General features: G+C 36.3%; 29 protein-coding genes and 1 pseudogene. 17 read left to right on the top strand and 13 right to left on the bottom strand.

From position 1 onward, the window contains the following. Positions 1-141 precede the first annotated feature (141 nt). The 8 genes from AAGS61_RS19545 to AAGS61_RS19580 all read right to left on the bottom strand — a co-directional run bounded on the left by AAGS61_RS19545 (position 142) and on the right by AAGS61_RS19580 (position 7,146). Positions 142-786: a CPBP family intramembrane glutamic endopeptidase gene (locus AAGS61_RS19545; RefSeq protein WP_391375966.1), complete on the bottom strand. Its 645-nt coding sequence runs from the start codon at positions 784-786 to the stop codon at positions 142-144. Positions 787-931: 145 nt separating this feature from the next. Beyond that, the gene (locus tag AAGS61_RS19550) at positions 932-1,825 is read right to left on the bottom strand and encodes a DUF4097 family beta strand repeat-containing protein (RefSeq protein WP_391375967.1); all 894 of its coding nucleotides are present in this window, start codon (positions 1,823-1,825) and stop codon (positions 932-934) included. 59 nt (positions 1,826-1,884) lie between these two features. Continuing rightward, entirely contained in the window at positions 1,885-2,583 is a 699-nt protein-coding gene (locus AAGS61_RS19555; RefSeq protein ID WP_391375970.1) for an ABC transporter permease, read from the bottom strand. Continuing rightward, positions 2,576-3,499 carry an ABC transporter ATP-binding protein gene (locus AAGS61_RS19560; RefSeq protein WP_391375973.1) on the bottom strand — a complete coding sequence of 308 codons (924 nt, stop codon included), beginning with the start codon at positions 3,497-3,499 and terminating at the stop codon, positions 2,576-2,578. Before AAGS61_RS19560 ends, AAGS61_RS19555 begins: the two co-directional genes overlap by 8 nt. 95 nt (positions 3,500-3,594) lie before the next feature. After that, positions 3,595-4,530, bottom strand: a complete 936-nt coding sequence (locus AAGS61_RS19565) for a sensor histidine kinase (RefSeq protein WP_391375975.1) — start codon at positions 4,528-4,530, stop codon at positions 3,595-3,597. Between the two features lies 1 nt (position 4,531). Then, on the bottom strand, positions 4,532-5,239 hold the full coding sequence (locus AAGS61_RS19570; protein ID WP_391375978.1) for a response regulator: 708 nt from the start codon (positions 5,237-5,239) through the stop codon (positions 4,532-4,534). 424 nt (positions 5,240-5,663) lie between these two features. After that, positions 5,664-6,629 (bottom strand): DUF4179 domain-containing protein, encoded by a 966-nt coding sequence (locus tag AAGS61_RS19575; protein WP_391375981.1) that lies wholly within the window; start codon positions 6,627-6,629, stop codon positions 5,664-5,666. Beyond that, entirely contained in the window at positions 6,610-7,146 is a 537-nt protein-coding gene (locus AAGS61_RS19580) for a sigma-70 family RNA polymerase sigma factor (protein ID WP_391375983.1), read from the bottom strand. The genes AAGS61_RS19575 and AAGS61_RS19580 overlap by 20 nt, the downstream gene beginning before the upstream one ends. Positions 7,147-7,379: 233 nt before the next feature. Here AAGS61_RS19580 and AAGS61_RS19585 point away from each other — a divergent pair, with 233 nt between their 5' ends. From AAGS61_RS19585 to AAGS61_RS19615, 7 genes and pseudogenes are all read left to right on the top strand, one after another. Further along, a complete protein-coding gene (locus AAGS61_RS19585) occupies positions 7,380-8,165 on the top strand; it encodes an ABC transporter ATP-binding protein (protein ID WP_391375986.1) in 786 nt (261 codons plus the stop codon). Next, the gene (locus AAGS61_RS19590; RefSeq protein WP_391375988.1) at positions 8,165-9,793 is read left to right on the top strand and encodes a hypothetical protein; all 1,629 of its coding nucleotides are present in this window, start codon (positions 8,165-8,167) and stop codon (positions 9,791-9,793) included. The genes AAGS61_RS19585 and AAGS61_RS19590 overlap by 1 nt, the downstream gene beginning before the upstream one ends. Positions 9,794-9,926: 133 nt before the next feature. Continuing rightward, entirely contained in the window at positions 9,927-10,496 is a 570-nt protein-coding gene (locus AAGS61_RS19595; protein ID WP_391375990.1) for an SF0329 family protein, read from the top strand. A 31-nt stretch (positions 10,497-10,527) separates the two neighbouring features. Further along, positions 10,528-10,794 (top strand): annotated as a pseudogene (locus AAGS61_RS19600) (CPCC family cysteine-rich protein). A gap of 75 nt (positions 10,795-10,869) precedes the next feature. Beyond that, positions 10,870-11,490 (top strand): hypothetical protein, encoded by a 621-nt coding sequence (locus AAGS61_RS19605; protein WP_391375993.1) that lies wholly within the window; start codon positions 10,870-10,872, stop codon positions 11,488-11,490. 37 nt (positions 11,491-11,527) lie between these two features. Continuing rightward, complete coding sequence (locus AAGS61_RS19610) at positions 11,528-11,722, top strand: hypothetical protein (RefSeq protein WP_391375996.1); 195 nt, start codon at positions 11,528-11,530, stop codon at positions 11,720-11,722. 26 nt (positions 11,723-11,748) lie between these two features. Beyond that, positions 11,749-12,042, top strand: a complete 294-nt coding sequence (locus AAGS61_RS19615) for a hypothetical protein (protein WP_391375999.1) — start codon at positions 11,749-11,751, stop codon at positions 12,040-12,042. A gap of 301 nt (positions 12,043-12,343) precedes the next feature. Here the strand turns inward: AAGS61_RS19615 and AAGS61_RS19620 are convergent, their stop codons facing one another. The 3 genes from AAGS61_RS19620 to AAGS61_RS19630 form a co-directional block, all read right to left on the bottom strand. Then, positions 12,344-13,114 carry a DUF817 domain-containing protein gene (locus AAGS61_RS19620; RefSeq protein ID WP_391376001.1) on the bottom strand — a complete coding sequence of 257 codons (771 nt, stop codon included), beginning with the start codon at positions 13,112-13,114 and terminating at the stop codon, positions 12,344-12,346. A gap of 215 nt (positions 13,115-13,329) precedes the next feature. Continuing rightward, the gene (locus AAGS61_RS19625) at positions 13,330-13,551 is read right to left on the bottom strand and encodes a helix-turn-helix domain-containing protein (RefSeq protein ID WP_391376004.1); all 222 of its coding nucleotides are present in this window, start codon (positions 13,549-13,551) and stop codon (positions 13,330-13,332) included. Positions 13,552-13,561: 10 nt separating this feature from the next. Beyond that, complete coding sequence (locus tag AAGS61_RS19630; protein ID WP_391376007.1) at positions 13,562-14,041, bottom strand: DUF2975 domain-containing protein; 480 nt, start codon at positions 14,039-14,041, stop codon at positions 13,562-13,564. A gap of 251 nt (positions 14,042-14,292) precedes the next feature. Between AAGS61_RS19630 and AAGS61_RS19635 the strand changes: the two genes are divergently transcribed. Further along, on the top strand, positions 14,293-14,769 hold the full coding sequence (locus AAGS61_RS19635; RefSeq protein WP_391376010.1) for an AraC family transcriptional regulator: 477 nt from the start codon (positions 14,293-14,295) through the stop codon (positions 14,767-14,769). An 82-nt stretch (positions 14,770-14,851) separates the two neighbouring features. Here AAGS61_RS19635 and AAGS61_RS19640 read toward each other — a convergent pair whose 3' ends face one another. Continuing rightward, complete coding sequence (locus AAGS61_RS19640) at positions 14,852-16,036, bottom strand: FtsW/RodA/SpoVE family cell cycle protein (RefSeq protein WP_391376040.1); 1,185 nt, start codon at positions 16,034-16,036, stop codon at positions 14,852-14,854. A gap of 194 nt (positions 16,037-16,230) precedes the next feature. Between AAGS61_RS19640 and AAGS61_RS19645 the strand changes: the two genes are divergently transcribed. From AAGS61_RS19645 to AAGS61_RS19660, 4 genes are all read left to right on the top strand, one after another. Then, positions 16,231-17,265, top strand: coding sequence for an ABC transporter permease (locus tag AAGS61_RS19645; protein ID WP_391376013.1), 1,035 nt, complete (start codon positions 16,231-16,233; stop codon positions 17,263-17,265). Position 17,266: 1 nt separating this feature from the next. Then, positions 17,267-17,959: an ABC transporter ATP-binding protein gene (locus tag AAGS61_RS19650; RefSeq protein ID WP_391376016.1), complete on the top strand. Its 693-nt coding sequence runs from the start codon at positions 17,267-17,269 to the stop codon at positions 17,957-17,959. An 82-nt stretch (positions 17,960-18,041) separates the two neighbouring features. Next, complete coding sequence (locus AAGS61_RS19655; protein ID WP_391376018.1) at positions 18,042-18,722, top strand: response regulator transcription factor; 681 nt, start codon at positions 18,042-18,044, stop codon at positions 18,720-18,722. Continuing rightward, on the top strand, positions 18,719-20,095 hold the full coding sequence (locus AAGS61_RS19660; RefSeq protein ID WP_391376020.1) for a sensor histidine kinase: 1,377 nt from the start codon (positions 18,719-18,721) through the stop codon (positions 20,093-20,095). Before AAGS61_RS19655 ends, AAGS61_RS19660 begins: the two co-directional genes overlap by 4 nt. 110 nt (positions 20,096-20,205) lie before the next feature. Here AAGS61_RS19660 and AAGS61_RS19665 read toward each other — a convergent pair whose 3' ends face one another. Continuing rightward, entirely contained in the window at positions 20,206-20,967 is a 762-nt protein-coding gene (locus AAGS61_RS19665; protein WP_391376023.1) for a DeoR/GlpR family DNA-binding transcription regulator, read from the bottom strand. A gap of 155 nt (positions 20,968-21,122) precedes the next feature. On the opposite strand from AAGS61_RS19665, the gene AAGS61_RS19670 reads away from it, so the two are divergent. The 5 genes from AAGS61_RS19670 to phnX are packed head-to-tail and all read left to right on the top strand — an operon-like array spanning position 21,123 to position 26,368. Then, complete coding sequence (locus AAGS61_RS19670; protein WP_391376025.1) at positions 21,123-21,875, top strand: ABC transporter ATP-binding protein; 753 nt, start codon at positions 21,123-21,125, stop codon at positions 21,873-21,875. Next, positions 21,868-23,559, top strand: a complete 1,692-nt coding sequence (locus AAGS61_RS19675) for an ABC transporter permease subunit (RefSeq protein WP_391376028.1) — start codon at positions 21,868-21,870, stop codon at positions 23,557-23,559. The genes AAGS61_RS19670 and AAGS61_RS19675 overlap by 8 nt, the downstream gene beginning before the upstream one ends. Next, positions 23,489-24,490, top strand: a complete 1,002-nt coding sequence (locus tag AAGS61_RS19680) for an extracellular solute-binding protein (RefSeq protein ID WP_391376031.1) — start codon at positions 23,489-23,491, stop codon at positions 24,488-24,490. Before AAGS61_RS19675 ends, AAGS61_RS19680 begins: the two co-directional genes overlap by 71 nt. A gap of 1 nt (position 24,491) precedes the next feature. Beyond that, complete coding sequence (gene phnW / locus AAGS61_RS19685; RefSeq protein ID WP_391376034.1) at positions 24,492-25,586, top strand: 2-aminoethylphosphonate--pyruvate transaminase; 1,095 nt, start codon at positions 24,492-24,494, stop codon at positions 25,584-25,586. Then, a complete protein-coding gene (gene phnX / locus AAGS61_RS19690) occupies positions 25,583-26,368 on the top strand; it encodes a phosphonoacetaldehyde hydrolase (protein WP_391376037.1) in 786 nt (261 codons plus the stop codon). Before phnW ends, phnX begins: the two co-directional genes overlap by 4 nt. Positions 26,369-26,910: the final 542 nt, after the last annotated feature.

A 26,910-nucleotide genomic window follows, 5' to 3' on the forward strand; every position in this document is an offset into this window, starting at 1 on the left:
CTACGGGTAGGGTAAATCAGCTTTTTATTTATAAGCCATTTTAAATAATATTGTTGATTTTAATGCAAATATAGAGAGAATCACACGATGGTAAGGTCCCCTTTATTATTAAACCAAAAGTTAGTTTTGAAATTAATCTATCTAAAAAAATAATATAATGACGATAGCACCGGACAGATTAGCAATAAAATGTGAAATAGCACTTATCCAAGCATTGTTTGTTTTGTAAAATACAACACCGTATAGAACACTATTTATGAAGATGAAGAAAATATCATAACTGACTACAGCAATATTTCCGGCTGCGAAATGACCAAATGAGAATATAATCGAGGTCAAAATTAACGTTGGGATTATTGGCAATAATCCACTTAATTGTTTTTGGAAAAAACCCCGCCACGCAATTTCTTCACCTATTGCAAAAATGGCAAGTTGAAGAACAAGTAAGAATATCTTATCAAGCGAAATCACAAATTCTGTTCTGTTATAAATGTGTTCTATGAATTCAGGTAAGAACATTGTTGCTAAAGTAAAACAGATAACGTTCATAATAGTTGGTGAAAAAATCCAAAACCAAATTGATTTGTCTTTTAAATTAGTACCGATTGCTTTCACATTTAAACTATCATCAGAAGTAATATTTCTTTTCGAAAATCGATTGATAAAGAAAAATGCAATACCAACAATAACAGATAAACCAGCAATATTAACCCCAAAAAAATTAGAAAAAGAAACAATAGCCATAACTACTATTGCAACCAAACATATAATTTTATTTTTAGTCAAATTTAGCTTTCCCTCTTTCCTATAAGTCTTTAAAATTAAACGTATCTTTTTGCACTATATTTAGTTGAATTAGTTCTAATTAATTTGGGTTTTAAACTATCGGTAATAGTAGTTTATCCTTGGTTATATTGATTAAGAACAAACTTCATTTTTGTTTTAATGTGAAGTCCCCAGAAGTAGTTGTAACGGTTAAGGTCTTATCACCTTCGCCAATTACGACAATGGCATGATTTTCTCCTATATCTTTAGAGATTATATCCTCCAATTGAATACTTGGTTTTCCAGAATCCCCTTTGAAGTTTACTTTGAGTGATTTTGGTTTTTCTTTAAAAGTAGCTGCAACATCTCCACTCGTTGTCACAATATCTAATTCATTTAAGATTTTTTTCATTCCCGCAGTTATGTCTCCAGAGCTTGTTTTAGCTTGTCCCCTCTGAGAGATTAATTCCTGCATCTCCACATCTCCACTAATAGACTCAATCAAGAAGTTTTCCATTGCGCCATGTTCAATTTTGATTGAACCACTAGTAGACATCATGGAACTAACCGCTGTGGTATTCAAGTTTTTGACGATTTGATCTCCAGAATCAGATATGATTTCCATATTTTTAGCGGTTATATTTTCAGTATTAATATCCCCAGAAGTAGTTTGTACTAACAACTCTTCATAAGTTCTTTCAGGTAATGTAATTTGTAAGGTTAAGTCCTTTTCACCTCCAAATTTAATGCCTAAACTATCGGCATTTGGCAAGAATGATATTTTTAATTGGTTATTAAGCTCTTCAATATTTATATGGTATTTATGTTTAAATGACTGAGCGATTTTCCCTTCTAATTTCACTAATATGTGATTGGAGGAACCTGAAGTAATTTCAATGTCAGTAGCGTTTGTTTGAAAGCTAATTATTTTTATATCATTGAGTTCAATTATTTTCTCTTCCTGTAGGGGTACTAATGTGAAGTACTCCTTTTTAAACAAAAAGCCAATGAGAACTACTAAAAAAGCTATGAGTAACAGCCCTATTATCCCTTTTTTCATCTCGTGTTCCTCTTTTCTTCAACTAATACCTTTAAAAAATTATTAATGGTCATCATAAACTAGGATACTTTTACATCTGTTTCCTCTATATTTCTAATGGATAAATACCCTATTAGTAAACCAAACAACCCAAGGGAAATAGGAACTGCGATAATGGAAAACAGAGTAAAATTGTCGCTTGTAGAACTAGTTAGGGAGACGAGGAAAATAGAAGAAACAATTGTAGCTGGTGCCGATTTTCGAGGCATTCCAAATAATAAAGGAATAAGGCTCAGTCCAGCAGTAGCAAGAGAGTGAAAGAATGCAGTTACGATACTTTTAGTAAGTGCTTCTATTTTGATTTCGCCTGGTATAAGGTCAAAAAATAAATCGAGTACATAGACAAGCCCATTCATAAACATTGTAGACAATATGACGGTTAGAAAGGTGAAAGTGACAATAATAGTTAATTTAGATAGCATGATTTTCTTACGTTTAATTGGGTAGGTGAACATGATATTGATCGATTTATTTCTATATTCATCGATCACTAACTTAACAATAAGTACAGATGCGAAAATAACGAATGTTGCACGTATTGTAGAACTAATGATAAGTGTTACCATTTCAAAATCTTCAAAAGGAATATTTTCGTCTAACTTTTCCAAAGTATAAATCATAAATAGGCAGGCGATGAATCCAATATTCGCCAAAAGCACGCCTTTCCAATAATTGAACAGTTTATATTTTTTTATCTCAAGTTTTATAAGTTTAAACATTTATTCTACCTCCATTGATTATCTTGAAAAAGTAATCTTCTAAGGTGTGATCTTTTTTATTTATGGATTCAACTAAAATATTATTTAATACAAGTGTCTTCGATATTTCTCCTTGTGGTGTGTTTAGGTCATATATACGAATCGTTGTATCATCAAGTACCTTAAAGTTAGAAATGTTTAATTTATCATGTATTTCATAGGCTGCTTTCTTTACATCATTCGTTTTCAATTCGATATACTCTGTATTTTGAAGACGAATATCGTCCATTAATACTTCCTCAATAAGCTGCCCATCTTTGATTACCGCAATAGTATCGGCAATCTGCTCTATTTCGCCAAGAATATGGCTAGATAGTAACAATGTCATGCCATAATCTTTACTTAACATTTGAAAAAGATTTCGAAACTCTTTAATTCCTAGAGGATCTAGTCCATTTATTGGTTCATCTAAAATGAGAATTTCTGGTTTCGTTATAATAGCTCGTGCAACACCTAGGCGTTGCTTCATTCCTAAAGAGAAATCTTTGACGGCTTTGCCTTCAAAATCTTTTAGCTGCACCATATTTAAAACAGAATTGATCGCATCTGTATCGTAGTAGCCCATATATTCACAATGAAGCTGTAAATTCTCTCTGGCCGTTAATTTGTCATAAAAAACAGGATATTCAATAACGCTTCCCATACGTTTTAGCATTTCGTAAGATGTCGATGTTACTTTTTCACCAAGGACCAGAATTTCTCCGCTTGATGGTTTCAATAAATTCATAATCATGCGCATAATCGTCGTTTTACCGGAACCATTCGGACCTAATAAACCATAAACCTCACCTTTTTTTACATGCATATTTACATTCGATACAACGGCGTTCCCTTGGTAAATTTTTGTGAGATTATTTGTTTGAATAATATAAGTCATATACTGTACCTCCCTTTCTGCTATTTCTATTCTATGGATAGGAAGTTTCTTTTTTATTACCCATTTCTTACAAAAACCTTAAGCTACAATACGGATTAAAAAGAAACACACTTTAATTCAACAGTAAATGTAGTTTTTTGGTAGGGAGTACTATCTAAAAATATGTTTCCTCCTAATTGTTCAACTAATCTTTTCGTAATAGTTAAACCTAGCCCACTTCCTTGATAAAGCTTGTTCCTAGAATCCTCCATTGTGTATAGTCGTTCGAATATACGATCCCTGTCTATTTCTGTAATTCCTTTTCCTTTGTCCGATACTTCTATGTATACATAGTCGTTTCGATAAGTAAGCTTGAATCCAATTGTTTTCCCTTCTGCTCCATACTGGATTGAATTTGAAATTAAGTTATGGACTATACGCTGGATAGCGTCTTCGTTTCCTAAAACAAACATATGTCCTTCGGGTATTTCAATCGATACTTCAAATTCTTTCTTTGTTAAAATCTCATAATAATCTAGAATGATTTTTCGACATAGTTCACTCACATTTACTTTTGAAATTTCAAGTTTACTATCTTCAGATTCAAGCTTAACTAGTTCAAAAAAGCGTTTAATTAAATCTAAGACTTCTACCGTTTTTAAATGTGCCGTATGTAGTAAGGATTTTCTTTTTTCTTCAGGAATGTGTTCTTCATGTAATAGTATTTCGATATAACCAAGCACAACAGTAAGAGGTGTTCTAAGATCGTGAGAAATATTAGATAACATCTTTCGCATGGATCTTTCTACTTTATGAAAATTAGCCACCGTTTTTTGATTATGTTCTACAAGGCGGTTTATTTGTATTAATAATTTTTGGATGTGCTGATGATTTGTGTACAATAATAAATTTTCATGCGTGTTATTATTAATCGTTTCTTGAAGCTTCTTTTCGATATAGTAAATTTCCTTTATATGTACTTTACGCTGGTGAAAGAAATATACATTCAGTCCTAGAGAGAAAATAAATAAAATAAGAGCTAAATAAGTCATATTAAAGTTCCCCCAGCTTATAACCAATTCCCCATAAAGTTTTTATATATTTGGGATGGGAAGGGTCATCTTCAATTTTTTCTCGAAGACGTCGAATATGTACATTGATGACATTTTCATCTTTATAATATTCCTCTTGCCATACAAGGTTATAGAGCATAGATTTTGTAAAAACTTGATTTGGTCTACTGATAAATAGCTTTAAAATATTAAATTCTTTTAAGGTAAGTTTTAAATCGACATTATGTTTTTTGACAGAAAAGCTATTTATGTCGATGATTAAATCACCAATTTCAAGAAAACCATTTTGCACGCTCTCCTGATGATGGGTTGGCAACATGTAATCAGTTGTTCTTCTAATAAGGGCTTTAATTCTCGCAATTAATTCAATCATCGAAAAGGGTTTGGATATATAATCATCTGCACCAAACCCAAGTCCTAAAGCTTTATCTACAGCCTCTCCTTTGGCAGACATGATTAGGATAGGAATTGTACTTTTAGTTCTAATTAATTTTAAACATTCTATGCCATCAATTTTAGGAAGCATAAGATCTAGTAGAATTAAATCGAAATTTTGTGTATCTACTATTTTTAGTGCTGCCTCTCCATCAAAAACAGCTGATACTGTAAATCCATTCTTCTCTAAAGTCTCATGAATCATATTGCTTATATCATGATCATCTTCTACGATTAAGATTCGTTTATTCAAATATATCCCGTCCTTTATGTTTAAAATTTTTAATAAGTAATTTAATTGAAATTAAACAACTATTTTACACTTTGTTTATTTCTTTTATTGTATCAAAAGAAATCGTAAAAATTGAGGACGGTCTATTTCGGAAATTATTTATGGGTGCATAAATATTGTGGCAGTTATTTACTGGGCTCGGAATCTATGTACCATTGGAGGTTTTAGGGGATTTTATTATGCCAATATTTCTTTCTTTTTTTATTGTTTTTATGGAAATGCAAATACAATAAAATGAAACGTCAATTAGTGGAGTTTTCTTTATCTCCACTAATTGATTAGGGGAACTTAGGATAAGGATAGGTAATTTTGTTTAAATAGTATAAAAGGGGGCAGGGACTTAACGTAAATATGGTTTTGTCTGTTTAGTACTTACAGAAGCATATTATTTCAATTGAATTTCAATCGGTGTTAAGTCGATTTCTTTCTTCCCGATTTTAAAGTAAGGCTCAAGGATTATGGTTTCTGTATCTATGCCTTTTTCGAGAATAATTGAATTGTCAACTTGCCTTCTTAAAGAGGCATAGCCATTAACAGTTTTAACTTTCCCTCTAAATAGGAAGCGCTCTCCTTCAAGTCCCGCTTGTTTTTGAATATCAAAATGGACAATTAGACTTGTCTTATTAATGACTGCATCTGTAAATTGAACGATATAATCTTGGTCTTCGGATGAGGATATTTGTTGCAAGGAGTGTGTTTTTGAAGGCAATGTTTCAATTGGAACATTAAAGGTCCATTCCCCAAATACTCCTGCTATATAGGTAAATGTAATAGGTAAAGTTGCAAGATTGTTCAATTCTCGATCATTATGAAAAATAATTGCCCCAACGTAAGCATCCCCTTCTTTTACTATTGGACCAAGTGTAGCTCCCAGTCCATCTGTATCATCGTTTTGTTTAAACAAGTCAAAGGTATATCCAGACTCGGGTCCTTTGCCACCACTAATCTCAGCAGATAAATTTTCACCTGTAGCTTTAAATGTAATCCCTAAAAAATAGCCATCGTAGAAAGCGGAAGTAATAGCCATCGTTACGCCATTGTTTGTCACAGACTCATTAATCTCTGTTAATAACTGCTCTGAAGCCAGTTCCTCACCGATTGATAATTGAAACTTTTGATAGTAATCCCCGATAAAAGGTACCTCTGCTAATACATTACCGATGGGTGCAATGACTAAGCCGGATGCTAAAACTGCAGCGGCAGCTACAGAACTGAAAATCGAAATACGTTTGCTAATTGTTTTGTTTTTACGAAGCTTTTGTACTTTTTTACCTTTCGAAATCCCCTGTTGAATGGCATGCTGTACTTGCGCTTTTGGCACTTCAATCTCTTCAAATAAATCGTTTCGCATAGTATTCCTCCTCTAATACACTTTTCAATTGTATTTTTGCTCGCCGTAAGTGTGTTTTAATTGTAGAAGGTGGTTTGCCAAGCACATTCGCAATGGTTTTAATTGGTAAATCATAAAAATAATATAATGTGATACAGTTGCGATAATCTGTATTTAAATTACTCAAAGCTGCGGACAAATCAATAGCTACTTCTTCTGACTGATTAGATTCTAAAATGAATTGAATCGTTTCATCTGGTAATTGTACAGTCCGTTTTTGTTTTTCTAGCATTTTGTAGGCCATATGAATCAGTATTTTTACAAGCCACGTATTAAAAAAAGAGGGCTCCTTTAATTGTTTGATCGATAAAAATGCTTGAAAAGTTGCTTCTTGTACTACGTCTAATGCATCTTCTTTGTTTTGCATATGTAAGTAAGCCATTTTATAGAGTTTTTCACTTTCATGCATGATGAGTTGTTCAAATGCCTGTTCATCTCCAGCAATGGCTGCATAAACAAGTTGAGTTGAATCGGTCATATTGTAACCTCCTTTCACCTATTAGAGGCAATAGAACCTTTAAAAAGTTTCAAGATTATATAAGTATATCGAAAAAGATAAGGGGTTTTTTCTAAATATAGTTATCCTAAACGTTATGTGCATTCTACGATAATAAAATTTCGGTTATTAGAATTTGTCTAATAATAAACATTGAAATTGGAACTATTTGGTTTTTTGTTCGTATATAAGAAAGACAGAGAGGAGGCTACATAATGCATGAACAAGAAATTTTGACGATTACGAATTTGACAAAGAGCTATGGCAGTAAAGAGATATTAAAAGGGATTGACTTGCATGTTTCAAGAGGCGAAATTATTGGCTATATCGGTCCGAATGGTGCAGGAAAAAGCACAACAATCAAAATCATTTTGGGGATGGAAGGTGACTATGGAGGAGATATTAAGCTGTTCGGCGAGAATATCCAGCAAGGTCAGATTGAATACAAACGAAGAATTGGCTATGTACCAGAAATAGCGGATGTGTATGATAATTTAACGGGTTATGAATATTTAACCTTTATCGGTCAACTGTATGGGCTAGATTTAGAAGTGGCTACGACTAAATCCGAAACGTTAATGACGTTATTTGGTGTTGGTGAAGCGTATCATTCACGGATTTCCTCTTATTCGAAAGGGATGCGGCAAAAACTGCTAATTATATCTAGTCTTATGCATAACCCAGATATTTTGTTTTTAGATGAACCGATTAATGGATTAGATGCAAATAGTGTCATGATTTTCAAAGAGATTTTGTCTCAATTGGCTGCGCAAGGCAAGACGATCTTTTATTCGTCTCATCTCATGGATGTTGTTGAAAAAATTAGTAGCCGCATTATTTTGTTGAATGACGGAAAAGTGGCTGCGGACGGCACATTTGCGGAGCTACAGGCAGATAATGATACAGGAACATTGGAGGGCATCTTTAATCAGTTGACGGGCTTCGACAACTATAAGGAAATTGGCGAACAATTTGTTTCCGTTGTACAAGAGGTGCTATGATGAGAGATTTTAAAACATTAAAACTGCTGGATAACATGCGATTTCTTTTTAGTAAAATGGGAATCGATTATGAAGTCATGAGACAAATCCTCCACATTAAGCTGACAATGGATGAGCGCAGGGTTCCGACTTTATTTAGCCAAGCAGCAACGAAAAAAAGCGAAGAAAAAAAGTATGGTTACATCAAATCTTTATGGATTTATACTTTAATCGGTCTTGTGCTGATTCCATTTATAGCTTTTGGCGAGAACTTCCTTTTTCAGATGAGCATTACGTATGCCATCATTATTTTTATGATTATGACATCGATGATTGCGGATTTCTCTTCGGTCCTATTGGACGTAAGAGATAGAAGCATTCTTTCTACTAAGCCAATCGCCGCAAAAACGGTGAACGCAGCTAAATTCATGCATATCCTAATCTATTTAACGTATTTAACGATTGCCGTGACGGCGATTCCTCTTATCGTCGCTTTGTTTCAACAAGGTATTTTGTTCTTTCTTTTAACGGTGTTTGAGCTTGTGTTAATCGATATTTTTATCGTCGTTCTTACGGCCATCTTATACATGGTGATTTTACGGTTTTTTGATGGGGAAAGGCTAAAGGATATTATTAATTATGTACAAATCGCTTTATCACTAGTATTAATGATCGGTTATCAAGTCCTCGTAAGGTCGTTTGAACTTGTTAATTTAGATATCGTTATGGAGTTTCATTGGTGGAGTGTTTTTCTCATTCCGATGTGGTTTGCCGCACCGTATGAGTTACTGCTGAATGGAGATCGGTCTGTATTTACAGTCGTATTCAGCGTTTTCTCAATCGTTATGCCTATCGTATCAATCGGGCTGTATATTAAGCTAATTCCGACCTTTGAACGCAATCTGCAAAAATTATTAAATACAAGCAAGTCGAAAAAGGCAAAGCACAATCGCCTAAAGGAGTCATTATTAAGAGTTATTTGCCGAACAAATGAGGAAAGAGCTTTTTATCGTTTTTCTTCTCTGATGCTGAAACAAGAGCGTGAGTTTAAGTTGAAAGTCTATCCATCTTTAGGGTTTTCTTTCGTGATTCCGTTCATTTTTATGTTTAATGTGATGAGAACAGACGATGTAGACTATGCGGTCAGCACGAGTTATTTAACGATTTATTTTAGTATGTTCATTATTCCGACTGCTGTGCTCATGCTTGGTCATTCGGCAACATATAAAGCTGCTTGGATCTATAAAGTGTTCCCAATCGAGAACTATACCGATTTAAAAAAAGGTAGCTTAAAAGCGTTTTTAATAAAGTTGTATATACCCATATATGTCGTTTTAAGCATGGTCTTTTGCTTTATTTATGGAACAAGGATCCTTCCAGATTTATTGGTTGTTTTAGTAGCAAGCTGTTTGTACACGGTCATTTGCTATATCGGATTCGGAAGCGAAATTCCTTTTGCCAAGCCTTACAATGAAATCAGCGATGCCCAAGGGTGGAAAACATTCTTGCTGTTTATTCCGATAGCCATTTTAGCGGGGATTCATTACTTCATAGCATCAAAGTTTAGCTATGGCGTTGTCATTTACTTAGTCGTACTGATTGTTATGAATGTCGGTGCTTGGAAATTCTTGTTGCAACGTGGGAAGTGACATAGGAGGCAATGATTTTTGGGTGTTAAGAAGTATAGGCTTTAATGAACTATAGAATGGTGTGATTTTGGGTTTCACACCATTCGAGCGCTATTTTTTCCAAAACTGAAGACGTAAACAGAGGGTGATGACTGTGCAGTGGAGTAAAACGAAAGCCATACTGGAAGGCTTTTTATGTGAGAAGTTAAAGAAACGTATCCAGCTACATGCAACGGTTTATCGTATCCAGGATAGCCCGGGTAGAGTATGGATAACATTTGATAAAAAAGAAATCCTGAGTGCTTCTGACCTTACATTTGCCGTAAAGCATGGGCGCTTATATGAGCAGATGAAAGCAGAAGCAAATTTAAGCGGTATTCCATATAACCAAAATTGGGAAGTCATGTTCCAATCTAAGGAACGACAAGCTTTAGTAGGGGCCTCAGACCATGCAGAAGAAATCCTGATGAGGCAAAGCATTTTTGAAAGCTATCATCTGTATGCCCCATTGATGAATTATAGTCATTTGTCTATCGAAGAAGCATTAAAATCAGAAAATAGCATCATCCGTGCATTTTCGATGTTTGATAAAAGGCTAGGAAAACGAACATTAAAGAAATTGTATTTTACGGAGGGCACACATCCTTTAGTAATGAAATTTTATAACATACGATGTGCTGTTGAAGGAGTACAGAATGTGTTTTTGAGTTGGGCAAAGGGTTGAAATGGACTAAAAATGAAAGAGAGGTATTGTGATGAAGTATACTTGTCCGTGCTGTAGTTATAAAACATTGACGGAAAAGCCACCTGGTACATTTGAAATTTGTGAAATATGTTATTGGGAAGATGATAATGTGCAATTTAATCATCCTGATATTGAAGGTGGGGCAAATGTACCATCATTAAAGGAACCTCAACAAAATTACATCTAATTTGGTGCTTGTGACGAAGCGAGTATTCCTTCTGTCAGAAAAGTGAATGACTTCGAGGTGAAGGACCTTGATTGGAAGATGGTCATGTAAGGAGTTTTTAAAGTCAGCTGCTTCTTTTACATAGTGGGTTAGGCATATCAAAAGAATAGTATCGGAGGAGCCAGCGTGTTAAAAAAATTGCTGTGGATGATTCCACTTGCACTTATATTAGGGATTAGCTTTTCGGCGTTAGATTGGCCAATATGGGCGGCACTTGTAGTGTTTGCTTTAATAGCGTCACTTGAAATACCGTGGATGCTGTATATACTTTATCGATCACAAAATTTAAAGGGCATTACGAAGTATATTAATCAGCAACGAAATAATCCCATGTTTAACTATTTGTATCAATTGCGCGAGGGTTCAGATGCACAAATTACTGCAGCACTCGATCGTGTGTTAGAAAAATACAACAATCAAAAATTACAGGCGATATATGGTGCCAATCGCGCAGTGTTCTTAAAGGATTTTGATGCAGCACGTCGTCTAATCGCCCCTGTTGCACAAACGGAAATTGGACAATACACACTTGCGCTAGTTGCGGCATTGGAAAATGATGAGACAGAAATGAACAATTATACAGTACAAACGCCTTGGATGCAGTCGGGTTTAAATGCACACTTAGCCTTTGCTCGAGGAGATCGTGTGACATTTGAGCGTAATATGAAGCAGTCGATTAATGAATCTAAAGGTATTCAATATTATTCAAATATACATATGTTTGAACGAATGAAGCGAGAAATTTAGGGAGATGTGGGACAAGTGAGCACATATGGAGGGCATTATGAGCAATAGCAAGCAGTCAAAGCTAGAGCGGTGGCGAGCAAAATATGCAGCGCTACTTGTTGCATTAGGTTGTTTATATAGTTTCATTGTGAATTGGGGAGATAATTGGTTTTTAACAGGGGTAATGGGGGTAGGTGTATGCATATGCAGTACAATCGGTTTCTTCGATATAAAGCGGAGTTTGAAGCGTTAGCGTAGTGCATGGAAAGGAGGGGAAGGATGCTAAGTAGAAAAGAAATTGAAGAGCTGTTATTACAGGAAAGAAAAATTATACGTAAAGCGACAGCACATGATCGAGCGATAATACTTCAAAATGTAGAGAAACTATTAAATGAGTATCAAGGGAATAAAGAACATACAATTAAAATTTTAGAACTAAAAGCAATGATTGAAAGCGCGGAAATTATAGTAGATGAGGAAACCGAAACATACATTCATTATTCCATGACTATAACAAAAGAAGAAAAGCAAATAACGTTACAAGATTCACATTGGATGATTATCCCGAAGTAAACATTGGTTGAAGTAAAATATAAAACAGGCACTAGAAAAATTAGCAAAAGCAGTGATGGATATCGTTTTGAATGGTCTGGTGAAAGCGGTGTGTTTACTATCCACTAACAGAATTGATCTTAATATTTTACGGGTGATTTTACTATAGAAGTTGAATTTATTGTTTACAGAGGTTAGTACCATTTGCCTTTGCATCTATAACGCCGCATGAGCGTGGAGAATGAGACCCTGCAATAGAGGGAAGGAGGCTTATGCGGCTAGTACAAATGCTTTTGTGGAAATTTGGTTCAATCTATAGTATTTATCCTAGTGGGATTTTTCCTTTAGCTCGCTTTAATGTTGCTACTATAAGAAAGCTCACAATGACTAATAAAAGCCAAGAACTCACCTTTCCTAGATGAACCAAACTCCATGCATCGGTTTGGTTTGGATATTCCCAAGCGCCAAAGAATGTTGCGATATTTTCGGCTATCCATATGAAAAATCCAATGAGCACAAAAGAAAATGCGAGTGGCATACGATAACGGGTTCCATCAACCTCATATGTGACCCATGATTGCCAAAAGACGATAATGACAAGAGCAGATAACCACCAACGAACGTCAATCCAATAATGGTGAGTGAAAAAATTCAAATAAATCGCAGCTGCAAGAGGTACCACTACCCAAAAAGGTGGCCACTTAACCAGTTCCACCTGTAACCTCCTCCATGCTTGGCAAAGGTAACTCGCTACACTTGCGTACATGAATCCACTATACAAAGGTACTCCTAAAATTTTGAAATAACATTCCTCAGGATAAGACCAAGAGCCCATATGTACTTTAAAAATTTCAAGAGCAAGCCCAATAAGATGGAACAATGTGATCACCTTTAGTTCATCCTGTGTTTCAAGCCCAGAACGCACCATCCACCATTGCATCAAGAGGCAGATGATGAGTAGCCAGTCATACCGCGGTAGGAAGGGAAGGGCCATGATTTGTGTAATAGCCAAGGAGGCAAAAATAACGACTGGAAACAAACATGATAAAGCCTGCTCCCACCCAAAACGAACGAGTTGTTTTAGTGATTTCATGATTTGCGCCTCCTTGGCGAAGTTGATTCATTGGAATAATGGGGGTGTCCAGAAAGTAAAAACTTTCTGGACACCCCCTTACTTCTTAATAATTATCCATTAAGAAATATTGCTCCTGCGGTGGTCACATCAAAATGCCACCATCCTCGTCGCAAAGGTTCCGTCTCAAAATGCATTTTTAGACGGTCCCTTCAGTATTAATTGTTCTTACTTTATTAATCTTGCGTGTTTTCAGTAATTCGGTATTCTAAAATATCTCCAGGTTGACAATCCAAAGCTTTACAAATTGCCTCTAAAGTTGAAAACCTAATTGCTTTTGCCTTGCCGTTTTTCAATATAGAAAGGTTAGCCATTGTTATTCCAACCCTCTCCGAAAGTTCTGTTACGCTCATTTTCCTTTTAGCTAGCATCACATCAATATTAATTATAATTGCCATTGTTTTCACCTCAGATTGTTAAATCATTTTCTGACTTTATATCGATGGCATCTTGTAAAAGCTTTTGGAGAACGGCAGCAAAGATGGCGATAACCATTGAAGCAAAAATAAAGACCATCCCGATGACAATAATACCTGGGGCATCATCCATCTCCGCCATGAGATAGAAAAGTGGCATGCCCACCACATACAACATACTAATGGTAATTGCACAATATTTTATACTCTTTAAAGCTCTTACAGATATTTCCGAGAAAGCTTTATTTTTATCAATATAGCTTAAAAGCTTAAATGTTTGATACAGAGCAAAGTAAAAAGGAATCACAGTTGCATACAAATCAATTAAAACGAGATATTTGATATAAGCAATATGTGGATACAATTCCGCTGCAAATTCGCCTATCTTAGGTACCACAAATATACACAAAGCCAGAATAGGAATGCCCATAAGAAACACAGCGATCTTTAAAAAGAATGTTTCTCGTTTCATAAAAAACACCTCACTTAGTTAATGTCAATTTGAATTTAACAAATAATTTATCGTTTTACAATAAATTTTTATTTATTTTAATGATATTTTTATTGTTAAAAATGAAAAAGTATTCATCGTTATATAAAAATTGCAGATGACTTAATAACAGTTATTTAAAATAATTATGCATCAAGGCGAAGCAGGGATTTGACTAATTGATAGAAAAATTTACTAATGAGAGAACCATTTGTATTTTAGGAGATGATGAAATGAATGTTGTCGTAAAGGAATTACCGGAACAGGAAGTAGCGTTTATTCGAAGAACGGGCAGTTATTTTGAACCGCAAGACCATTGGCAAAAGTTGATACACTGGGCAAATGAGCATGCACTTTTTCCACCTCAACATGCATTTATCGGCATATCGTTAGACAACCCTGATGTAGTTGAAAGTAATCATTGTCGCCATGATGCCTGCGTGACCATTCCGAAAGATTTTGATAAAGAGGAACATATCGATATGCAATTCAAAAAGTTAGACGGAGGGCTATATGCCTTGTATCCATTTTATGATACGCCTGAAAAATTAAATTTGGCGTATAAATATATGTTTGAACAATGGTTGCCAGAAAGTGAGTATGACGCAGATGATAATCGATATAATCTTGAGTTTAGTAGAAACAACCCATTGGAGGACCCAGAAGGCAAGTTAAAGGTAGATTTGTTTGTGCCTATAAAAAGCGTTTAAACTAGCGTATCTTCAGTACTATGGATAGAGCGAGCCTCTACAGCGGTTTGTAGGGCCTCGCCTTTTTATGTCCAAATATGCGTTAATGTTCCTCATCTGTCGTAAACATATATTGCTTATGATAAAACCTCATGCTAAAAATGAGCCCTAAGGCGAGTGCATTGCCCATGAGCGAGCTACCACCATAGCTAATGAACGGTAGCGGAATGCCGGTAATCGGTAGCAATTGAATCGTCATGCCGATGTTTTCGAGCACATGGAATGTAATCATAGCGATGATACCTGCACAAATATATGTACTAAATGAATCCCTCACTATAAAGGCGGTTTGTATTAAATGATAGATGAGAAAAAAATATAAGCAAATGACTAAACTGGCACCTAAAAATCCCCACTCTTCTCCAATGACCGTAAATATAAAATCGGTATGATTTTCTACGACATACACTTCGCGGTCTTGATAGCCCTTCCCTATAATTTCGCCTGAGCCAATCGCATTTAGAGAAGAAATGAGCTGGAATCCTTCATTCGCTGCATAAGAGTGGGGGTCTAGCCACGAATAAATTCGCTCAGAATGATAGCCGCGAAAGCCAAGGTTCTCTTCTAAGAAGTTGGGCATATACACGGCCATCCATAGTAGTAACACCGCAATTCCGCTACCGATGGCTAATGTTGGTACAATAATAGACCATGAAATCCCTGCGACGATAATGAGTACTAACGTAATGGCTAAAAATACAAGTGAAGAACCAAGGTCTGGCTGATTGAAAATAAGTACTAGTGGTACAATGAGTGCTGCGAGTATTTTGGCAAGTAATATAAAGTCGGTTTTTAACGTTTTGATGGTTTCATTTTCATTGTGTGCGCTAATGAGTTTCGCACAGGCGAGTATATAAAAGGTCTTCATGAATTCCGACGGCTGCATATTGCCAATTGGCGTATGATACCAGCTTTTGGCGCCGTTCACGATTTCCCCAATTTGTCCTTTTCCTTCGGGCATGAAAATTAGCACTACGAGTAAAAGTACCCCAAAACCATATAAATACCACACAATCTTCTTATATTGTTCCATATCAAACAACATGATAAACCCAATAATACAAGCACCCATACCATAATAAATCACTTGCTTCAGCGCAAAATTACTGCTGACATAGCTTGACGTCTGAGCAGATGAAATGGCCAGTATACTAATACATAAAAAGACCATTAATATAAAGGTCAGTTTCCAATCAAATTGTTTGAACTTTTCACTATCCATCTCCACACCCCATTTATTAACAAAATTCCCATCCACCAATGTAAACGCATTATACATAATAAAGTTCTACTGAATGATGAAATAAAGGTAAGGGAGAATAGGGATAGGGATTGCGCTCTAAAATGTAAAGCTTTGTTCATCTTCTGTTCATATACGCTAGTTATTCTAAGTGTAGAAAGAATTTGATGGGAGGAATAGAGATGAATCTTGCTTTGAAAGAAATGAAGAAAAATAAAAGCAAGTTTTTGATTTTTGGTTCGATTGTTTTTTTAATTAGTTTATTAACATTTATGATATCTGGTTTGGCGAATGGTTTATCGCAAGACAATGCAGCGTTAATAAAGGATTTGCCGAATGGCCAGTTTTATATGAGTGCAGAGGCAGACAAATCGTATAATCTATCGAAAATCAATCGTAACGTGCAGGAGGAAGTGTTGGAGGATCATCCAGATGCAACAGCGCTATCAATCCAAATGGGTTTTCTAAATGATCAACATAATAAGCAGCAAAGTGTGGCTTTTGTTGCTGCCACTCATTCTGATTTATTTGAGGATGTGCAACCTGGTGAAGTGATTCTAGATCGTTCGCTTGAAGAGGCTGGCATACAGGTTGGGGAAATTTTAACGAACACCCAATTGAGTGGTGAATTGGTCGTGAAGGGCTTTGTAGATGAAAAGAAATTTAGCCATGCACCCGTTGCTTTTATTAATATAGAAAACTACAAAGAAATGTACAGAGTCGAAGAGATGCAATTAATTTTTGTACCAGGAAATGAGCAGGTACAGGAAGTCAGTGGTTTACAAACATTTTCAAATAAGGAGTTCCTGAATACAATTCCAAGTTACAATGCGGAACAACTTTCGTTGAATATGATTGTTTGGTTCCTAGTCGTAATTAGTGGGATGCTGTTTGCGATTTTCTTCTATATGATGAATGTGCAGAAGCTTGGCTTATATGGCATTTTAAAAGCGATTGGTGTTAAAACAAGTACATTATTTAACATGATGTGGACACAAATGCTTTGTATTACGGCGATTGCCCTTACTATTTCGGTAGGGCTTAGTCAAGGATTCCATGTCATTGCGCCAAAAGGAATGCCTTTTAGTTTACCGCTTGAAACAACGCTCCTGTTATCACTCGTCTTTTTAATCATCGGGTTTGTCGGTGCAACGATCTCAGGATGGCAGATTAAAAAAATCCAACCACTACAAGCGATTCAGCAAGGAGAGGTGTAACATGGCATTTTTTACAATGGATGAAGTGAAAAAAACGTTTAGTAATGGTGAAGTAGAGGAAAACATCTTAAAAGGTGTGAACCTGACATTACATCAAGGGGAAATTACCGCATTAGTAGGGGCGTCAGGTTCTGGAAAAAGTACACTTCTAACAATTGCTGCCGGATTACAGCCTGCAACAGATGGGAAAATACTATTCGAAGGAAATAATTTAAATGCAATGAATCAAGAGCAAGTTCGACAAATACGAGCAAGTCAATTCGGCTTTGTGTTTCAATTTGCCCATCTTGTACCATTCTTGACGGTCGAAGAGCAGCTCCAGCTGATGCTCAATGTTTCTGAGTCCAAACAAACGAAACAGGAACAAAAGAAAGAAATCGATGCCATTTTAAAATTGGTCGGAATGGAACATCGAAAGCAGGCATATCCATCTTCATTATCTGGTGGGGAAAAGCAGCGTGTAGCGATTGCTCGTGCGATTATCCATAAGCCTAAAGTGCTTTTTGCAGATGAACCAACGGCGAGTTTAGATTCGAAAAGATCAAAAGATGTGATGGAGTTAATTCGAGAATTAACAAAAACGCTAAACATTACGACATTAATGGTCACACATGATGAAGAAATGTTACCTTTTGCAGACCGAATCATCAAAATGAGCGACGGTCTCATTATACAAAATGAAGCTTTAGGTTAATATTTGATAGTATACTGTTTAAAATAGCTCCGCTTAGGCTGGGCTATTTTTCATATATCACGAAAGTATAGGAGAAATGGCGATGACAACAATTTTAATTGTAGATGATGATATCCATGTGTTGCAGCTTGTTCGTATTTACTTATCGGAACAAGGCTATAAAGTGCTAGAGGCAAAGGATGGGGGCGAGGCTTTAAAAATCCTTCATAAAGAGCAGTGTGATTTAGCAGTAGTCGATGTGATGATGCCTTTTATGGATGGTTTTACATTAACAAAGGAAATTCGCAAGCACTTCCATATCCCAATCATTTTGTTGACCGCTAAAAATCAAATTGAAGATAAGGAGCAAGGGTTTTTGGCGGGTACCGATGATTATTTAGTGAAACCCTTTGAACCGAAAGAACTGAGCTTTCGCATTAAAGCCTTACTACGCAGATATGACCAACAGGCAGATGAATCGATTATTCGTATAGGTGAAACAACGATTAATAAAAAAAGCTATGAAGTGAAAATCGGAGAGCGAACAATATTGCTACCATTAAAGGAGTTTGAACTGTTGTTTTGGTTAATGGCAAACCCTGCACAAGTGTTTTCAAGAGACCAACTGATTGAACATATTTGGGGACTCGATTATGAAGGCGATGAACGCACCGTAGACGTGCATATAAAACGATTAAGAGAGCGTTTTTCTAAATGGACGGATGATTTTCAAATTAAAACGGTGCGCGGCGTTGGCTATGCATTGGAGGCAAAACAAGCATGAAGTCTCTTTATACGAAATTTGTACTCATGACGATTGGGATTATGCTTTTTAGTGGCATGCTCGCCTTTTTTTTATCGAACATATATTATCAGCAAAAGTTAAAACCTTACAATGACCATAAAACAACGGTCATTGCTGAATCGATCGCCACATATACGGACGAACATCCGACGCTTGATTTACAGGAGTATTTAGAAAACATCGCTTCAATCGGCTATCAAATATATTTAGTTGAACAGACGGGAGAAGCATCCTTTTTCGGCGCGCCATTTAGAAATGAACAGTTGGCGCGCTCAGCACAAGAATATGTACTGAATGGAAATGTTTATCATGGGATTCTTTATTTTCCACGTGAAACATTTGTCACGGGTTTTTTTGCAAATGAATTAAATAATACGATTGGTGTGCCATTAACCCATAATGGACAGCAATATGCTTTATTTTTAAGACCGAATTTAAAGCTCCTGTTTAATGAAATGCATTTGCTTTTTGCAGCGTTACTTGGACTAACCATTTTATTAAGTATTATTTTCGTCATTATTAGTACAAAGTTTTTAGTGAAACCAATTTCCAAGTTAACAACTGCTACAACATCTCTTGCGAATGGTCATTTCGATATTCAACTAGATGATAATCGGCAAGATGAACTAGGAGAGCTTTCGCGCAGCTTTTTACAAATGGCGAAAAAATTAGAGCGGGTAGAGGATACGCGAAAGGAATTTATCTCGAACATTTCCCATGATATTCAGTCGCCGCTATCCAATATAAAGGGCTATACAACCTTATTGGAAAATGATTCGCTCAGTCATATAGAAAGAAAGCAATACATTGCCATTATTAATGGTGAAATTAAAAGGTTATCTACGTTAACGAAACAGCTATTATTACTTGCTTCATTTGATCGGAATGAAGAGATTATGAAAAAGAAGCGTTTTAATGTAGGGAAGCAACTGAAAGAATTAGTGCAAAGTTATCAATGGATCATAGGGGAAAAGGGCATTATGCTGAGTTACAACTTACCTGACCTCGATATTAACGGAGATCCCTCCTTATTGAATACGGTTTGGGATAATTTATTAACAAACGCGATTAAGTACAATCAATCGGATGGTACGATTGATATAACGGTTGAGCAATGTACAGAGTCTATCGTTGTAACCTTTGAAGATACAGGGATTGGTTTAAGTAGGACAGAAATAGATAGGATGTTCGAGCGCTTTTACCGAGCGGATACTTCGCGTACACGAACAGTCGAAGGAACAGGCCTAGGTTTGTCTATCGTGTCAACGATTGTTCGGTTACATGAAGGAAAAATACATGTAGATAGTAAAGAGAATGAAGGAACTACCATTCGTGTGGAATTACCTGTTTAGTAACTAGGTATTAGAAAAGAGTCGATAGAGAATACGGTAAACTTTTGATAAAGAATTTTAAAAAAATAAAAGCGCAATCGCCTCGTTCACTGGGGGACTGCGCTTAGCCATTAAACAGTTGTAATAATTTGTACGCCTTGTTTTTCATATTTTTTGCCGTAAGCTGCATCGAGTATATGGTCTGTTACGATATAGTCAATTTCCTTTATATCACATATTTGTACTGTCACATCTTTTTCAAATTTAGAATGGTCGGCGGCTACAAATACTTTTTTAGCAAGATGAATAATTTGTCTTCTCGTTTGGACTTCTTCCACATTAAAGTCAGACAGCCCTTTTTCTACTGAAATGCCACTTGTGCAAATGAATGCTTTCGAAATATTTAACCGTTCAAAATTAAACAAGAACTCATAGGCTGTAATGGAGTTTTCAGATTGACGCAGTTTCCCGCCAATAATAATTACGTTCAGTTCACTGTTTATTAATTCAAGCACAATGGGTAGGGAGTTTGTAATAACAGTTAGCTGTTTGTAATGTTTAATATATTTGGCAATATGAAATGTCGTTGTCCCACTATCTAAAAAAATAGAATCGCCTTCCTCAATGAAACTAGCACAACGCTGTGCAATCCTCTCTTTTTCAGAAAGATTTTCTCTTAGCCTTGTTGCTAAGAGTGATTCTGCCTTATCATGCTTTACTAATTTAATGCCTCCGTAAAACTTTGTAACCGCACCTTGCTCCACTAATGTTTGCACATCTCGTCGAACCGTCTCCATGGATACTTGTAGTACTTTACTCAAGGCAGAAAGCTTCATCATCCCCTTGTCTTCAAGCAATTCAATCATTTTTTGTTGTCTTTCGATTGGATACATGGTCATCAACCTTTCTAGGAATATAACCATATTATACAAGAGTTCATCAATACTTTGTCATGAAGTAATCAACAATTAATAATCATTTACAATACATACATACGAGATTTACAAAGCTTTTCTATACTAACAGTAACAAATGTGAGGTGAAAATTTTGCTACAGTTAAAAAATATAAGTAAAAGTTATGGGGAAAAAACGGTATTAGGCAATATCAATTTTGAAATTGCAAATGGCGAAATTTTATCACTACTTGGTCCGAGTGGGTGTGGGAAAACAACATTACTAAATATCATTCTTGGGTTAACGGAGCAAACAGGTGGTCAAATTATGTATAACAATGAAGACATTAGCCATGTGCCAATGAAAAACCGTGGATTTAATATCGTCTTTCAAGATTTTGCATTATTTCCGCATTTAACTGCGTATGAAAATATCATCTATGGACTGAAAAATCAACAAAAGCAAGTGTCAAAACAAGACATTCAAGAATATATCGATTTCTTAGAGCTGGAGCCACATTTAAATAAACGCATTAGCCAATTATCTGGTGGACAAAAGCAGCGTGTTTCCATCGCGCGGACACTTGTCATGAAGCCTAAAATTCTATTACTAGATGAGCCGTTAAGTGCACTAGATGGCGTCATTAAAGAATCGATTAAGGAGCGTATTCAATCGATCGCACGTGATTTTGGGTTAACGACCATTATCGTCACGCATGATCCAGAAGAAGCACTTACGTTATCGGACAAGGTGCTTATTATTAATGACGGTCATGTCGCACAATTTGGGAAGCCTGCCGACATCATGAATCAACCGGCGAATGCATTTGTGGAAAACTTTATTTTGAAGCAACTGCACATAAAGCGCCAAAACATTTATCGCTTATTTGGTGAACAATATGCTTAAAACAACACAGACTATGCGTCTATTTTATGTGCCGTTACTTGTGATTTTTGCGGTATTTCTCATCGTGCCGCTCGCCTATATGTTGTGGCTGTCGTTCAGTGAAAATGGCGCATTTACACTACAGCATTATAAAGAGGTATTTCAATCGTCCGTTATTACTTCCATTGGGAATAGCGTAACTGTTTCGCTTGTAAGTGCCGTCATGACAACTACACTCGCGTTTATTGTGGCCTATACATTATATTTTACAACGATTCACGCGACGTTTAAAAAAGGTCTGCGTTTTATCATTACGCTACCGATGTTATTACCTACGATTACGTATGGATTTGTCCTCATCTATGTTTTTGGCAATCAAGGCGTCATCACACGGTTATTAGGTGAACCTTTGTTTTCCATTTACGGGTTTAATGGATTAGTTATTGGGTATGTGTTGTATACATTGCCAGCTGCCTTTTTACTCATTGCAAATGGGATGGAGTATGTCGATCAACGATTTATGCTTGTCTCCATTTTAATGAATGACCAGCCGATACGTCGGTTTTACCATACGGTGTTGCGGCCATTAATTGGCACGATTGGCGGGGCTTTTATTCTATCATTCATCTTGAGTTTCACAGATTACGGTATTCCCGCTTCAGTAGGGGGAACGTATGAGGTCATTGCGACGACACTTTATCAAACGATGCTCGGTTCCATTCCAAACTTTTCACAAGGTGCTGTCATTGCAGTGCTCATGTTATTCCCGGCTATTATTGGCGGCATTATGCTGACGCGGATTGATAAATACAATGTGTCGTATCAATCAGCATCCAATCAAGCACCGATTTCAAATAAAATCAAAAATATTTGTTTTGGGTTCAGTAGTTCGCTCGTTGCCATGGCGATTATCATTATTTTTTCTACGATGTTCATCGTACCGTTTGTGTCTGTATATCCATACAACATGAGCTTTACATTGGAACATTTAGAAAAAGCACTAGCGATGAAAGATGTTACAGCGGTGTATAAAAATTCCGTCATTGTAGCAATGGGTAGTGCAGCTATAGGGGTTCTGATTGCATTCGTTGCAGGAGTTATTAGTGTCAGAACAAACGTCAAGAGCAGACGATCGCTCAATTGGATTTCGATTGTCACGAATACGGTGCCAGGCATGGTTTTAGGCTTATCTTATTTACTTTTCTTCAATGATAGTTCATTGAAAGGGACATTTCTCATCTTGATTTTATGTAATATCGTTCATTTCTTTACAACACCGTATTTAATGATGAAAAATGCGCTCGAGAAAATGGACCCGACTTGGGAAGTCACAGGTGCCTTATTAAAAGATTCTTGGTTGAAAACGGTTGTCCGTGTCATTGTCCCAAATATTCGGAAGACCATTATCAATGTATTTTCGTATTACTTTATTAACGCGATGGTCACGGTAAGTGGGGTTATTTTCTTAGTTAGTACGAACACGATTTTAATGTCAACGAAAATTAAAGAACTACAGCATTTTTCGAAATTCAATGAAATTTTTATTCTTTCACTCTTAATTTTATTTACTAATATTGTCGTCATGACATTTTGTAATATTTTAAATTCGATGAAAAAAAGGAGTTTACTAACAAATGAACAGCAAAGTACTAGGCCTATTCGCATCTGGAAGCTTAGCTCTATTATTGGCCGCATGTGGCGATAATCAATCAACGGCAGACAATCAAGTCATTATTTATTCGAATGCAGACGATGAAGCAATTGAAATTATGGAAAATGTGTTAGATAGCAATGGTTATGAGGATCAATACGTGATTCAATCCTTTGGTACATCAGAGCTAGGAGGGAAAATGTTGGCGGAAGGTACAAGCATTGAAGCCGACATCGTAACAATGGCCTCTTATTATATCGATAGTGCACAAGCAGAACACAATATGTTTATTGATTTATCAGCTGAAGCAAGCACACTTGATACAGTTTCAAGCTATCAACTGCCTGTATTAGGAAACGTCGGATCGATTTTTGTGAACACACAAGTGATTGCGGACAAAGGACTAGCCATGCCGAAATCCATTAAAGATTTAATAGATCCGCAATATAAAGACCTCATTGCGATTCCTAATATTTTAGACTCTTCAACAGGCTGGTTATTAGTACAAGCGATTATTGGCGAGTACGGGGAGGAAGAAGGGAAGCAAGTATTTGCTGATTTAATTAAAAATGTGGGGCCGCATCTAGAAAGCTCAGGTTCTGGTCCAATTAAAAAAGTACAAACAGGTGAAGTGGCAGTTGGGTTTGGTCTACGTGCACAAGCCGTAGATGCAAATGAAGAAGGGCTACCAATCGAATATATTGATCCAACAGAAGGAAACTTCGCACTTGTCGAATCGATTGCTGTTATCGATCAAGAAGTAGAGGAAGAAGAAAAGAAAGCAAAAGAAATGGCAGAGCTTATTGCGAAAGAAGCACGTACAGAACTCATTAAACAATACCCTGTAGCGCTTTATGAGGGAGAGACGGTGAGTGCACAAGATACGCCTGCTTATTTAAAACAATGGGAATCTACATTAACAGTCGATTTATTGAAAGAACATGAAACATTCTTTAAAAACGCACAAACTCTAGGAGGTAAGTAACATGAACCGTTATAAATTATTGACACCAGGACCACTCACAACATCGGAGACGGTACGCCAGCAAATGCTAGAAGATCGCTGTACATGGGATGACGAATATAAGCAATTAACACAAACAATCCGCCACGAATTACTAACGATTGCGGGTGTAAAGGAAGAAGACTACACAACTGTTTTAATGCAAGGAAGTGGTAGCTTTGTTGTCGAATCCGTGTTAACTTCGACAATTCGTGCGACAGATAAAGTGTTAATTATGACTAATGGTGCGTATGGTGAACGACTTGCACAAATGGCGCAAAGAATCGGTTTATCACATGTGACTTATGCCACACCTTATAATGAATATCCAGATATGCAAAAAGTAGAAGACTATTTAATGCATGATGCATCGATTACACATATTGCGATTGTTCATTGCGAAACGACAACAGGTATTTTAAATCCGATTGAGCAAGTAAGTGCATTAGCGACACGTTACGGGAAAACATTCATTGTGGATGCGATGAGTAGTTTTGGCGGTGTACCAATTCCAGTAGGGGAATTACACATTGATTATTTAATCAGTAGTGCGAATAAATGTATTCAAGGTGTTCCAGGGTTTGGCTTTGTCATTGCCAAAAAAGCATCATTACAAAAGTGTGAAGGCGTCGCACGTAGTCTTTCATTAGATTTATATGACCAATGGAAAGTGATGGAGGTAGACGGGAAGTGGCGCTATACATCCCCGACACATGTAGTGGCAGCCTTTTTACAAGCCATTAAAGAGCTGAATACAGAAGGTGGCGTGCAAGCAAGATTTAAACGCTATGCAGAAAATAATCAATTACTGCGTGACCGATTAGCAAAAGTAGGTTTCGACAGTTATATTGAAAGCGATAAACAATCGCCAATCATTACAGCTTTCTTATATCCAAATGCGCAATTCCAGTTCAATGACTTTTATGAAGAGATGAAAGCACAAGGGTTTGTCCTATATCCAGGAAAGTTAACAGACATAGACACATTCCGTATTGGTAATATCGGTGAAATTTACAGAGAAGATATCGAAAAACTTTGTACGTTAATTGAAAACTATATGGCGGTGACAACAAAATGACAAAAATTGAAGGTATTATTTTAGATTGGGCAGGGACAGCAGTAGACTTTGGCTGTTTTGCACCGGTAAATGTATTTCTTGATATTTTCAAAAATGCAGGTGTTGAGGTGACATTGCAGGAAGCACGTGAACCGATGGGGATGCTGAAAATTGACCATATCCGTACGATGCTGCAAATGCCACGTATCCAAACAGCTTGGCAAAATCAATATGGACGCGCATCTAATGAAGACGATGTGGCGACATTGTATGAACAGTTTGAAGAACAATTAATGGTGTCGTTAGCGACTTATACAGATCCGATTCCAACCGTTTTAAATACAGTGAACGCATTAAAGGCGTCTGGTGTAAAGGTCGGTTCGACAACAGGCTATACGCGCGGCATGATGGATGTGGTAGTGCCAAATGCAAAAGCAAAAGGATACGAGCCACATACCGTTGTCACCCCGGATGATGTGGGTGGCTTTGGACGCCCTTATCCTTATATGATTTTTGAAAATATGAAAAGACTAGGCTTACAGGACGTGCGAAAAATTGTCAAAGTGGGAGACACGACTTCTGATATAAGAGAAGCGTTACACGCAGGCATTTGGGCGGTAGGTGTGATCATCGGCAGTTCAGAAATGGGGCTTTCACAGCAAGAATTTGAAGCATTAGATGAAGAGCAAAAGCAGCATGTGATCCACTCAACACGTCAAAAATTTGAAGCAGTTGGCGCACATTTTACAATTGAAACAATGGAGCAACTTCCGCAATTGATTGAAGAAATCGAGCAACAATGAACAATTGATTAGGATAGTTGTGTAAACAGAACCCCGGATAATAGATACTTTTAAAAGTAGATTTATCCGGGGTTAGTTTATCAATAGTGGATATTCATCTGAGCCATTGCCCAAAGCGCCTGCTATTAATATGATAAATGTGTAATCAACTCTTTGGGGTGAGAGCAACGTTATAAAAATCTTCAACCATTTACATAATTATTTTTGCGACGGGGAATTTTGTTAGTATATAATCTCCAACCTTTTCACCAAATTTAAAAATAATTAGCTGTTTTTCAAACAGTTTATTTAATGAATAGGTAAAATTTTTTTCTATATAATATAGGAAGGTTTTAAAAAGTATAGCACAACGGATATTTTTTTATAAAAAAGTATTGACCTTTTATCAATAAGCCTGTAATATAAGACAAGTCGTTAAGACATAACAAAACAACTTAACGAAATGAACTTTGAAAACTGAACAAGCAAAACGTTAACAATAAACGTTTCTGAATAAGAAACAAAATTTTGGACATCAAACATGATGCCAGCAAATTTGAGCT

The sequence above is a fragment of the Lysinibacillus sp. KU-BSD001 genome, assembly GCF_042920265.1.
Lineage (GTDB): Bacteria > Bacillota > Bacilli > Bacillales_A > Planococcaceae > Lysinibacillus_B.